Annotated in this window: 8 protein-coding genes; 3 read left to right on the top strand and 5 right to left on the bottom strand. The window is 71.1% G+C overall.

Annotated features, from left to right (window positions below; all coding sequences use genetic code 11):
- Positions 1–23 precede the first annotated feature (23 nt).
- Positions 24–1,253: a cysteine--1-D-myo-inosityl 2-amino-2-deoxy-alpha-D-glucopyranoside ligase gene (gene mshC, locus ACQY0Z_RS17175; RefSeq protein WP_189902607.1), complete on the top strand. Its 1,230-nt coding sequence runs from the start codon at positions 24–26 to the stop codon at positions 1,251–1,253.
- A gap of 114 nt (positions 1,254–1,367) precedes the next feature.
- Here mshC and ACQY0Z_RS17180 read toward each other — a convergent pair whose 3' ends face one another.
- The 5 genes from ACQY0Z_RS17180 to ACQY0Z_RS17200 all read right to left on the bottom strand — a co-directional run bounded on the left by ACQY0Z_RS17180 (position 1,368) and on the right by ACQY0Z_RS17200 (position 7,741).
- On the bottom strand, positions 1,368–2,357 hold the full coding sequence (locus ACQY0Z_RS17180; RefSeq protein WP_189902609.1) for a PAC2 family protein: 990 nt from the start codon (positions 2,355–2,357) through the stop codon (positions 1,368–1,370).
- Between the two features lie 228 nt (positions 2,358–2,585).
- Complete coding sequence (locus ACQY0Z_RS17185) at positions 2,586–4,202, bottom strand: glycerol-3-phosphate dehydrogenase/oxidase (RefSeq protein ID WP_189902611.1); 1,617 nt, start codon at positions 4,200–4,202, stop codon at positions 2,586–2,588.
- Between the two features lie 7 nt (positions 4,203–4,209).
- The gene (glpK, locus tag ACQY0Z_RS17190; protein ID WP_189902612.1) at positions 4,210–5,748 is read right to left on the bottom strand and encodes a glycerol kinase GlpK; all 1,539 of its coding nucleotides are present in this window, start codon (positions 5,746–5,748) and stop codon (positions 4,210–4,212) included.
- Between the two features lie 83 nt (positions 5,749–5,831).
- Complete coding sequence (locus tag ACQY0Z_RS17195) at positions 5,832–6,626, bottom strand: MIP/aquaporin family protein (RefSeq protein WP_254588007.1); 795 nt, start codon at positions 6,624–6,626, stop codon at positions 5,832–5,834.
- A gap of 350 nt (positions 6,627–6,976) precedes the next feature.
- Positions 6,977–7,741, bottom strand: coding sequence for an IclR family transcriptional regulator (locus ACQY0Z_RS17200; protein ID WP_189902616.1), 765 nt, complete (start codon positions 7,739–7,741; stop codon positions 6,977–6,979).
- Between the two features lie 299 nt (positions 7,742–8,040).
- On the opposite strand from ACQY0Z_RS17200, the gene metH reads away from it, so the two are divergent.
- Both metH and ACQY0Z_RS17210 read left to right on the top strand, forming a co-directional pair.
- Complete coding sequence (metH, locus tag ACQY0Z_RS17205) at positions 8,041–11,553, top strand: methionine synthase (protein WP_189902617.1); 3,513 nt, start codon at positions 8,041–8,043, stop codon at positions 11,551–11,553.
- Positions 11,554–11,705: 152 nt separating this feature from the next.
- Complete coding sequence (locus ACQY0Z_RS17210) at positions 11,706–12,407, top strand: HAD family hydrolase (protein ID WP_189902619.1); 702 nt, start codon at positions 11,706–11,708, stop codon at positions 12,405–12,407.
- The last annotated feature ends 144 nt before the right edge of the window (positions 12,408–12,551 follow it).

The following is a 12,551-nucleotide window of genomic DNA, read 5'->3' on the forward strand; positions in this document are numbered from 1 at the left end:
TGCGGTCCGGTTAGGCTCATGACATGCATGCCTGGCCCGCTTCCGAAGTCCCCGCCCTGCCCGGTCAGGGCCGCGACCTGAGGATCCACGACACCGCGACCGACGGTCCGGTCACCCTCGACCCCGGCCCCGTCGCCCGTCTCTACGTCTGCGGCATCACGCCCTACGACGCCACCCACATCGGACACGCGGCGACCTACAACGCGTTCGACCTGGTGCAGCGCGTGTGGCTCGACAACAAGCGGCAGGTTCACTACGTCCAGAACGTCACCGACGTCGACGACCCGCTGCTGGAGCGGGCCGAGCGCGACGGCGTCGACTGGACCGCGCTCGCCGAGCAGGAGACCGCCCTGTTCCGCGAGGACATGACGGCCCTGCGGATGCTGCCGCCCCGGCACTACATAGGCGCGGTCGAGGCCATACCCGGCATCGTCCCGATCGTCGAGCGGCTCCGTGAGCTCGGCGCCACCTACGAGATCGACGGCGACATCTACTTCTCCGTCGAGTCCGACCGGCACTTCGGCCAGGTCTCCCACCTGGACGCGGCCACCATGCGGATGCTGTCCGCCGAACGCGGCGGCGACCCGGACCGCCCGGGCAAGAAGAACCCCGTCGACCCGATGCTCTGGATGGCCGCCCGCGAGGGCGAGCCGAGCTGGGACGGCGGCTCGCTCGGCCGCGGCAGGCCCGGCTGGCACATCGAGTGCGTGGCCATCGCCCTCGACCACCTGGGCATGACCTTCGACATCCAGGGCGGCGGCTCCGACCTGGTCTTCCCGCACCACGAGATGGGCGCCTCGCACGCCCAGGTGCTCACCGGCGAGTACCCGATGGCCAAGGCCTACGTGCACGCCGGCATGGTCGCCCTGGACGGCGAGAAGATGTCCAAGTCCAAGGGCAACCTGGTCTTCGTCTCCCAGCTCCGGCGCGACGGCGTCGACCCGGCGGCCATCCGCCTGGCGCTCCTCGCCCACCACTACCGCTCCGACTGGGAGTGGACCGACCAGGTCCTCCAGGACGCCGTGACCCGCCTCGACCACTGGCGCGCCGCGGTCTCCCGCCCCGACGGCCCGCCCGCCGAGGCCCTCGTCGAGGAGATCCGCGACGCCCTCGCGGACGACCTGAACGCCCCGGCCGCACTCGCGGCAGTGGACCGCTGGACGGTCCTCCAGGAACAACAGGGCGGCACCGACCCCGGCGCCCCCGGCATAGTCTCCCGAGCCGTGGACGCCCTCCTGGGAGTCGCCCTCTAGAACAACGCCCCAAAGGGGCGCGGGGAACCGCGCGACCAGCCACAACGGCGCCGCACGCCGAACAACAGCGAGGAGGGGCCCCGTTCTCAGAACGGGGCCCCTCCTCGCATCACGTCACTCCTCGGCCGACTCGTCGCCGTCCTGTTCCGCCTCCTGCCGAGGCGGCCTGGACGGCCGAGACCGCCCACCCGGCCCGTCCCGCCGGTACGACGGCCCCCCGTCGGACCCCTCCGCGGTCGCGTGCCCCCCGGGCGGGCCCGATGCCCCGTCCCGCCGCCGCAGATACCGCTCGAACTCCCGGGCGATCGCCTCCCCGGACGCCTCCGGCAGCTCCGCCGTGTCCCGGGCCTCCTCCAGCGACTGCACGTACTCGGCGACCTCGCTGTCCTCCGCGGCCAGCTGGTCCACGCCCACCTGCCAGGCGCGCGCGTCCTCGGGCAGCTCGCCCAGCGGGATGCGCACGTCGATCAGGTCCTCGAGCCGGTTCAGCAGGGCCAGCGTGGCCTTCGGGTTGGGCGGCTGCGACACGTAGTGCGGAACGGCCGCCCACAGCGACACCGCGGGGACGCCGGCGTGCGTGCACGCCTCCTGGAGGATGCCGACGATGCCCGTGGGGCCCTCGTACTTGGTCTCCTCGAGGTCCATGCGGCGGGCCAGGTCCGGGTCGGACGTGGTCCCGCTGATCGGGACCGGACGGGTGTGCGGGGTGTCGCCGAGCAGTGCGCCCAGCACCACCACCAGCTCCACGCCCAGCTCGTGCGCGAAGCCTAGGATCTCGTTGCAGAACGAGCGCCAGCGCATGGACGGTTCGATGCCGCGCACCAGCACCAGGTCGCGCGGTTTCTCACCGCCGACCCGCACCACCGACAGCCGCGTCGTCGGCCAGGTGATCTTCCGCACGCCGTTCTCCAGGAACACCGTGGGACGGTTGACCTGGAAGTCGTAGTAGTCCTCGGCGTCGAGCGCCGCGAACACCTCGCCCTTCCACTCCCGGTCCAGATGCGCGACCGCGGTGGAGGCGGCGTCACCGGCGTCGTTCCAGCCCTCGAACGCGGCCACCATGACCGGGTCGATCAGCTCGGGAACCCCCTCGAGCTCGATCACCCAGCGCCTCCTTCCGACGTGCCCTCGTGTACGCACCAACCTTACGGCGTGTCCACGGGAGCTCCCGCAGCTCCCCGCACAAGGGGAGTGCCCCATGACTGCCCCGCACGGCGGCGGGAAACACCCCGCGCGGCGGACCGCGGAAACGCGGCGAGGGGCGGCCCCGTCGGCGTGGGCCGCCCCTCACCGCGCGCCGGCTCCCGTGCGGGGGAGCCGGCGCGGGCACGCTCACTTCTTGTCGAGCAGTTCCTGCACGTCCGCCCGGACCTCGTCCGTGGCCAGGCCGCGGATGGTGAGGGTGGTGCGGCGGCGCAGCACGTCGTCCGCCGTCTCGGCCCACTCGTGGTCCCGGGCCCACACGACCTGCGCCCAGATCTCCGGGGCGTCCGGGTGGACGCGCCGGGCCAGCGCCGGGTCCTCGTTCGCCAGGCGGGCGATGTCGAACGCCAGCGACCCGTAGTGGGTGGCGAGGTGACGGGCGGTGTCGGCCGCCATGCGCGGGCCGGGCGCCGGGCCGTCCACCAGGAGGCGGTGGGCGACGGCGCGCGGGTTGGCCACGCCGGGCAGCGGCAGCTTCTTCGGCAGCGCGCCCACCGGCTCGAAGTCCTCGCCCAGCGGGTGGCCGGGCAGCTCCTGCAGCTTGCGCATCACGGTGCGGCCGATGTGGCGGAACGTGGTCCACTTGCCGCCCGCGACGGACAGCATCCCGCCCCGGCCCTCGGTGACCACGGTCTCCCGCTTGGCCTTGGCCGTGTCGCCGGGACCGCCCGGCAGCACCCGCAGACCGGCGAAGGAGTACGTGATCAGGTCACGGCTGAGCTGCTGGTCGCGGATGGAGAACGCGGCCTCGTCGAGTATCTGCGCGATGTCCTTCTCGTTCACCGCGACGTCCGCCGGGTCGCCCTCGTACTCCTCGTCGGTGGTGCCGAGCAGCAGCATGTCCTCCCAGGGGAGGGCGAAGGTGATCCGGTACTTGTCGATCGGCGTGGCCAGCGCGGCCTTCCACGGGGAGGTCCGCTTCAGGACCAGGTGCGCGCCCTTCGACAGCCGGATCGACGGGGCCGCGTCCGGGTCCTCCATGCGGCGCAGGTGGTCCACCCACGGGCCGGTCGCGTTGAGCACCAGCCGCGCGTTGACGCCGAACTCCTCACCGGAGATCCGGTCCCGCAGTTCGGCGCCGGTGACCCGGCCCTTGGTGAAGCGCAGGCCCGTCACCTCGGCGTGGTTGAGGACGACCGCGCCCGACTCGGCGGCCGCGCGCACCGTCATCAGCGCCATGCGCGCGTCGTTCATCTGGTCGTCGCCGTACACGGCGACGGCCTTCAGGTTCTCGGTGCGCAGCTCCGGCACGTCCTGCGCTGCCTTCGCCGGCGACAGCAGGTGGCCCACGCCGTCACCGAAGGCCGACAGCGCCGAGTAGGCGAACACACCGGCCCCGAGCTTCGCCGCGCCGTGCGGCCCGCCCTTGTACACGGGGAGGTAGAACGTGAGCGGGTTCGCCAGGTGGGGGGCCACCTGGCGGGAGACCGCACGGCGCTCGAAGTGGTTCTCCGCCACCAGCTTCACCGCGCCGGTCTGCAGGTAGCGCAGACCGCCGTGGAGCAGCTTGGAGGAGGCGGAAGAGGTGGCTCCGGCGAAGTCACCGGCGTCCACCAGAGCCACCCTGAGACCGGACTGCGCGGCGTGCCAGGCGGTGGAGATGCCCAGGATGCCGCCGCCGATGACGAGGAGGTCGTACGACGCCTTGGAGAGCTGCTCCCGGGTCTCGGCACGGCTCGGGTTCGGGCCGGACGCCGGGTGCGTCCCCAGGGCAGGTACGGACTGCAGGGTGGCTTGGGTGGTCATGGCGGTTCTACTCCTCGTCCTCGAGCCAGCCCATGGTCCGCTCGACGGCCTTGAGCCAGCTCTTGTACTCACGGTCGCGGGTGTCCGCGTCCATGCGGGGGGTCCACTCGGCGGCCCTGCGCCAGTTGGCGCGCAGGTCGTCGGTGCTGTTCCAGAAGCCGACGGCCAGGCCGGCGGCGTAGGCGGCGCCGAGGCAGGTGGTCTCGGCGACCATCGGGCGCACCACGGGGGCGTCCACGAAGTCGGCGAGGGTCTGCATCAGCAGGTTGTTGGAGGTCATGCCGCCGTCGACCTTGAGGGCGGCGAGCTCCACGCCGGAGTCCTTCGTCATGGCGTCGGCGATCTCCCGCGTCTGCCAGGCGGTGGCCTCCAGGACGGCGCGCGCGAGGTGCGCCTTGGTCACGTACCGGGTGAGGCCGGCGATCACACCGCGGGCGTCGGAGCGCCAGTACGGGGCGAACAGTCCGGAGAAGGCCGGCACGAAGTAGGCGCCGCCGTTGTCCTCGACGGACAGCGCCAGGGTCTCGATCTCGGCGGCGGTGGAGATCAGGCCCATCTGGTCGCGCATCCACTGCACCAGCGAACCGGTGACGGCGATCGAGCCCTCCAGGGCGTAGACCGGCTTCTGGTCGCCGATCTGGTAGCCGACCGTGGTCAGCAGGCCGCTGTAGGAGTTGATGATCTTGTCGCCGGTGTTCATCACCATGAAGGTGCCGGTGCCGTAGGTCGACTTGGTCTCGCCCTCGGCGAAACACGTCTGGCCGAACAGCGCCGCCTGCTGGTCGCCCAGCGCCGAGGCGACCGGGATCCCGCCGAGCAGGTCGCCCAGCTTGCCGCCCTTGATCTCGCCGTAGACCTCGGCGGAGGAGCGGATCTCCGGCAGCATCGGCGTCGGGACGCCGATCGACTCGGCGATCTTCGCGTCCCACTGCATGGTGTGCAGGTTCATCAGCATCGTGCGGGAGGCGTTGGTGACGTCGGTGACGTGCCGGCCGCCGTCCGTTCCGCCCGTGAGGTTCCAGATGACCCATGTGTCCATGGTGCCGAAAAGGATGTCGCCCGCCTCCGCACGCTCCTTCAGACCCTCGACGTTGTCGAGCAGCCAGCGCGCCTTGGGACCGGCGAAATAGGAGGCCAGGGGCAGGCCGGTCTCGCGGCGGAAGCGGTCCTGGCCGACGTTGCGGCCCAGCTCACGGCAGAGGGCGTCGGTGCGGGTGTCCTGCCAGACGATGGCGTTGTGGACCGGCTCACCGGTGTTCCTGTCCCACAGCACGGTGGTCTCGCGCTGGTTGGTGATGCCGATGGCCTTGATGTCGTCCCGGGTGATGCCGGCCTTGGCGACAGCGCCGGCGACCACCTCCTGGACGTTCGTCCAGATCTCGGTGGCGTCGTGCTCGACCCAGCCGGGCTTGGGGAAGATCTGCTCGTGCTCCTTCTGGTCGACGGAGACGATGCGCCCGTCGCGGTCGAAGACGATGCAGCGGGAAGAGGTGGTGCCCTGGTCGATCGCGGCGATGAACGGGCCGGCGGTGTGGGCGTCGGTCACGGTGTGCTCCTGGAAGTTCCTTGGTTACGGGGCAGTGGGTACGGCGCTACTACAACGATCGCGGGGGAAGCGTGGGAGGTCATCTATGCGAAGGCGACGTTGTAGACACCGGCCGCGATGGCGCCGCCGATCAGCGGACCGATCACCGGGACCCAGGCGTACGACCAGTCGGAGCCGCCCTTGTTGGGCAGCGGCAGAAGGGCGTGGACGATACGGGGGCCGAGGTCACGGGCGGGGTTGATGGCGTACCCCGTGGGGCCGCCCAGCGACAGACCGATCGAGACCACCACGAGCGCGGTGATCAGACCGCCGATCACGCCGAGGCCGTTGCCCGCGTCGTTCAGGCCCTGCGTGAGCACGGCGAGCAGCAGCACGAAGGTGCCGATGATCTCCGTGGTGAGGTTCTGCACCGTGTTCCGGATCTCCGGACCCGTGGAGAAGATGCCGAGCACCGGGCCGGCGCCCTTCTCCTGCGCCTCGACCGCCTTGGCGGAGGTCGTCTGGGCGCCGGGGCCGCCGACGATCTCCTTGTCGGTGAGGTGGACCTGGAACTGGCCGTAGTACGCGAGCCACACCAGGGTGGCGCCGATCATCGCGCCGAGGATCTGCGCGGCGAAGTAGGTCGGGACGTTCGCCCACCCGCCGTCCTTGATGGCGAGCGCGAGGGTCACGGCCGGGTTCAGGTGGGCGCCGGAGAGCGGCCCCGATATGTAGACCGCCGTCATGACGGCGAAGCCCCAGCCGAAGGCGATGGCGAGCCAGCCGGCGTTACGGGCCTTGGAGGCCTTGAGCGTCACGGCGGCGCACACACCGCCGCCGAGCAGGATGAGTATGGCGGTACCGATGGTCTCGCCGATGAAGATGTCGGAGCTGGACACCCGCGACTCCTTTGTCCTTCGTCCAGGGATGCCGACCCCCGGGTCCCTCCGGGGATTGGCGCCCTCAGTGGGTGAGAGCGTTGCCGGCCCTTGGCGTTGTCCCACTCTAGCGCGTATTGCCGGTAGGTGTTCGACAATGCCGACCGATGGACGGGAGTCTTGCCCGGCCCCGGAGATGCGTCAAGAGTCTCGGTTGTCGAAAAGTGCGATCGTTACTGATCGCTGGGCCGACCGGGTCGGACCGGTCGCCGTGCGTGTCCGTCCGCGGGCGCGCGTGGGCCCCGGCCCGCCGTCGGGGCGTCCGGGTGCTGTGTGCTGCGTACGGTGACCGCCGGCGCGCGGCGGCCCGCTCAGAAGCGTCCGGCGCCCAGGTCCCGCGACACCGCGCGGGCGCAGTCCCGCACCGCCGCGATCAGCTCGGGCCGCAGCTCGCCGTCCTTGCGCAGCCGCTCCACCGCGCCCGTGATGCCGACCGCCCCGACCGGCATGCGCCGGCGGTCGTGGATGGGCGCGGCGAGCGAGGCCACGCCCTCCCAGGTCTCCTCCACGTCCGCCGCGTAGCCCCGCGCGCGGGTGAGGTCGAGGATCTCCTCGAAGGACTCGACGTCGCACACCGTGCGGTCGGTGAACGCCTTGCGGTCGGCCTCCAGGGCCTCGCTGTGCGCCACCGGGTCGTAGGCCGACAGGACCTTGCCCAGGGCCGTGGAGTGCAGCGGCTGCATGGCGCCGATCTCCAGCACCTGCCGGCTGTCGTCGGGCCGGAAGACGTGGTGCACGATCAGCACGCCCTGCTGGTGCAGCACGCCGAGATAGACGCTCTCCCCGCTGGAGCGGGCCAGGTCGTCCGTCCACACCAGGGCGCGGGCCCGCAGCTCGTGCACGTCCAGGTAGGTGGTGCCCAGACGCAGCAGCTCCGCGCCCAGCTGGTAGCGGCCCGAGGTCTCGTCCTGCTCGACGAAACCCTCCTGCTGAAGGGTGCGCAGGATGCCGTGGGCGGTGCCCTTGGCGAGGCCGAGCGAGGAGGCGATGTCCGAGAGGCCGAGCCGTCGCTCGCCGCCCGCGAGCAGGCGCAGCATCGCTGCCGCCCGTTCGAGCGACTGGATGTTCCGTGCCATCGCCGTACTGCCTCCGTCCCCTTCGAGCGCCGACTCGCGACGTCGCTGCCGCTGTTCGGCAATGCCGAACACTACCGGTCGATGCCGACCCTTCGCTAATGGTCGGTCATGATCGGTCGCGTCTCTCCCGCCCCGACCGTCGCCCGTCGGCCATCTTCGTCCGGCCCGTGGACGCCCCCGACGTCCGGGTGCGGTCCCGGATACCCTGACGGCGTGCGCCCTGCCGGGGAAGCTCGAACCGATGACTTTTCCGGGCAGCCGCAAAGCCGACAGCCGTCGCACCTGAGGGAGCCCCTTTCATGGCCTCGTTGCCGCTGACCCCTTCCGCCGACAGCCGGACCCGTGTGTCCGCGCTCCGAGAGGCCCTGGCCACCCGTGTGGTGGTCGCCGACGGAGCGATGGGCACGATGCTGCAGGCCCAGGACCCCACTCTCGAGGACTTCCAGAACCTCGAGGGCTGCAACGAGATCCTGAACCTGACCCGCCCCGACATCGTCCGTTCGGTCCACTCCGAGTACTTCGGCGTCGGCGTCGACTGCGTCGAGACGAACACGTTCGGAGCCAACCTCACCGCATTGGGCGAATACGACATCGCCGAGCGCGTGCTGGAACTGTCCGAGGCGGGCGCCCGCATCGCCCGCGAGACGGCCGACGAGTTCACCGGCCGCGACGGCCGCCCGCGCTGGGTACTGGGCTCCATGGGCCCGGGCACCAAGCTGCCCACCCTCGGCCACACCACGTTCGGCGCCATCCGCGACGCCTACCAGCAGAACGCGGAGGGCCTGCTCGCCGGCGGCGCCGACGCGCTGCTCGTGGAGACCACGCAGGACCTGCTGCAGACCAAGGCGTCCGTCATCGCCGCCCGCCGCGCCATGGAGGCGGTCGGCCTCGAGGTGCCGCTGATCGTGTCCGTGACGGTGGAGACCACCGGCACCATGCTGCTCGGCTCGGAGATCGGCGCGGCCCTGACCGCGCTGGAGCCGCTGGGCATCGACATGGTCGGCCTGAACTGTGCGACCGGCCCCGCCGAGATGAGCGAGCACCTGCGCTACCTGGCGCGCCACTCCCGCGTCCCCCTGTCGTGCATGCCGAACGCCGGCCTGCCCGAGCTGACCAAGGACGGCGCCCACTACCCCCTGACCGCGCCCGAGCTGGCGGACGCCCAGGAGACGTTCGTGCGGGAGTACGGGCTGTCGCTGGTGGGCGGCTGCTGCGGCACCACGCCCGAGCATCTGCGCCGGCTGGTGGAGCGGGTGCGGGAGCTGGAGCCGGTGGAGCGCGACCCGCGCCCCGAGCCGGGTGCGGCGTCGCTGTACCAGTCGGTGCCGTTCCGGCAGGACACCTCCTACCTGGCGATCGGTGAGCGCACCAACGCCAACGGGTCGAAGAAGTTCCGTGAGGCCATGCTGGACGGCCGCTGGGACGACTGCGTGGAGATGGCGCGCGAGCAGATCCGCGAGGGCGCGCACATGCTCGACCTGTGTGTCGACTATGTCGGCCGGGACGGTGTGGCGGACATGCGGGAGCTGGCCGGCAGGTTCGCGACCGCGTCCACGCTGCCGATCGTGCTGGACTCCACCGAGGTGGACGTGATCCGGGCCGGTCTGGAGAGGCTGGGCGGCCGTGCGGTGATCAACTCGGTGAACTACGAGGACGGCGACGGCCCCGAGTCCCGCTTCGCCCGCGTCACCGAGCTGGCGCGGGAGCACGGCGCCGCGCTGATCGCGCTGACCATCGACGAGGAGGGCCAGGCGCGCACGGCGGAGAAGAAGGTCGAGATCGCCGAACGCCTGATCGCGGATCTGACCGAAAACTGGGGCATCCGCGAGGAGGACATCCTCGTGGACTGTCTGACGTTCACGATCTGCACCGGTCAGGAGGAGTCCCGCAAGGACGGCATCGCCACGATCGAGGGCATCCGTGAGCTGAAGCGCCGCCACCCGGACGTGCAGACCACGCTGGGTCTGTCGAACATCTCCTTCGGCCTGAACCCGGCCGCCCGCATCCTGCTCAACAGCGTCTTCCTCGACGAGTGCGTGAAGGCGGGCCTGGACTCGGCGATCGTGCACGCGTCGAAGATCCTCCCGATCGCCCGGTTCAGCGAGGAGGAGGTCCAGACCGCCCTCGACCTGATCTACGACCGGCGCTCGGAGGGTTACGACCCGCTGCAGAAGCTCATGCAGCTGTTCGAGGGCGCGACGGCGAAGTCGCTGAAGGCGGGCAAGGCCGAGGAGCTGGCCGCGCTGCCGCTGGACGAGCGCCTGAAGCGCCGCATCATCGACGGCGAGCGCAACGGCCTCGAGCAGGATCTGGACGAGGCGCTTCAGACGCGTCCGGCGCTGGACATCGTCAACGACACCCTGCTGGACGGCATGAAGGTGGTCGGTGAGCTGTTCGGTTCGGGGCAGATGCAGCTGCCGTTCGTGCTGCAGTCCGCCGAGGTGATGAAGACGGCGGTGGCTCATCTGGAGCCGCACATGGAGAAGACCGACGAGGCCGGCAAGGGCACGATCGTGCTGGCCACGGTGCGCGGGGACGTGCACGACATCGGCAAGAACCTGGTCGACATCATCCTGTCGAACAACGGCTACAACGTCGTCAACCTGGGGATCAAGCAGCCGGTCTCGGCGATCCTGGAGGCCGCGGACGAGCACAAGGCCGACGTGATCGGCATGTCGGGTCTGCTGGTGAAGTCCACGGTGATCATGAAGGAGAACCTGGAGGAGCTCAACCAGCGCGGCCTGGCCGCCGACTACCCGGTCATCCTCGGCGGCGCCGCCCTCACCCGCGCCTACGTCGAGCAGGACCTGCACGAGATCTACCAGGGCGAGGTCCGCTACGCCCGCGACGCGTTCGAGGGCCTGCGCCTGATGGACGCCCTGATCGGCATCAAGCGCGGCGTCCCGGGCGCCAAGCTCCCGGAGCTGAAGCAACGGCGGGTGCGCGCGGCGACCGTGGAGATCGAGGAGCGCCCGGAGGAGGGCAGCGTCCGCTCCGACGTGGCCACCGACAACCCGGTCCCCGCCCCGCCGTTCTGGGGCACCCGCGTCGTCAAGGGCATCCAGCTCAAGGAGTACGCCTCCTGGCTCGACGAGGGCGCGCTGTTCAAGGGCCAGTGGGGTCTGAAGCAGGCCCGCACCGGCGACGGCCCCACCTACGAGGAGCTGGTGGAGACCGAGGGCCGGCCGCGGCTGCGCGGACTGCTGGACCGGCTCCAGACGGAGAACCTGCTGGAGGCCGCCGTGGTCTACGGCTACTTCCCCTGCGTCTCCAAGGACGACGACCTGATCATCCTGGACGAGGAGGGCAACGAGCGCACCCGCTTCACCTTCCCGCGCCAGCGCCGCGGCCGCCGTCTGTGCCTGGCCGACTTCTTCCGCCCGGAGGAGTCCGGCGAGAAGGACGTCGTCGGCCTCCAGGTCGTCACCGTCGGCTCCCGCATCGGCGAGGAGACCGCCCGGCTGTTCGAGGCCAACGCCTACCGCGAGTACCTCGAGCTGCACGGCCTGTCCGTCCAGCTCGCCGAGGCGCTCGCCGAGTACTGGCACGCCCGCGTCCGCTCCGAGCTGGGCTTCGCGGGCGAGGACCCGGACGCCATGGAGGACATGTTCGCCCTGAAGTACCGGGGCGCCCGCTTCTCCCTCGGCTACGGCGCCTGCCCCGACCTGGAGGACCGCGCCAAGATCGCGGACCTGCTGGAGCCGGAGCGTATCGGCGTGCAGCTCTCCGAGGAGTTCCAGCTGCACCCCGAGCAGTCCACCGACGCCATCGTGATCCACCACCCGGAGGCGAAGTACTTCAACGCCCGCTGAGCCGGTCCGGCGGCGCACGCCGGGCCCGTGCGGCCGCCGCCCCGGCGGCCGCACCAGGCACTTCCGGCGCGCACGACGTAGACTGGTCGGTCCACTGCAGGCCGGTTCCCCTCGTGGGAACCGGCCTGATCGTCCCTACAGGAGGTAGGTGGATGACCAGTACGGTCCCCGCGCTCGGAACCCTTACGGCCGAAGGCTCGGCCCTCCAGGCGGTGCTCCTCGACATGGACGGCACCCTGGTGGACACCGAGGGCTTCTGGTGGGACGTCGAGGTGGAGGTCTTCGGCTCCCTCGGCCACACCCTCGACGAGGCCTGGCGCCATGTGGTGGTCGGCGGCCCCATGACCCGCAGTGCGGGCTTCCTGATCGAGGCGACCGGGGCCGACATCGGCCTCGACGAGCTCACGGTGCTGCTCAACGACGCCTTCGAGAGCCGCATCGACCACGCCCTGCCGCTGATGCCGGGCGCCGCGCGGCTGCTCGGCGAGCTCGCCGAGCACGAGATCCCGACGGCGCTCGTCTCCGCCTCCCACCGGCGCATCATCGACCGGGTGCTGCCCGTCCTGGGCGCCGAGTACTTCGCCCTGTCCGTCGCCGGCGACGAGGTGCCGCGCACCAAGCCGCACCCCGACCCCTATCTCGCGGCGGCCGCCGGACTCGGCGCCGACCCGGTGCGCTGCGCGGTCGTGGAGGACACGGTCACCGGCGTCACGGCCGCCGAGGCCGCCGGCTGCCAGGTCGTCGCGGTGCCCTCCGTGGGCCCGATCACCCCGGCCGCCCGCCGCACGGTCGTCCCGTCGCTGGACGTCGTGGACCTGTCGTTCCTGCGCGGTCTGATGACGGACCTGCGCTGACCGCTCACGCGGTGTGCGCCACCGCCGGAACCGGCATGCGGGGCGCTCCGTCAAGGAGCCGAGCCGTCCGAGCCGTCCGCATGCGTTTCCGGCCGTGGGTGGCCGAATCCATAGGGCCGCCGAGCCCCTTTTCACACGTGACAT

It is taken from the genome of Streptomyces sp. P9-2 (assembly GCF_051903975.1).
GTDB lineage: Bacteria > Actinomycetota > Actinomycetes > Streptomycetales > Streptomycetaceae > Streptomyces > Streptomyces cellulosae.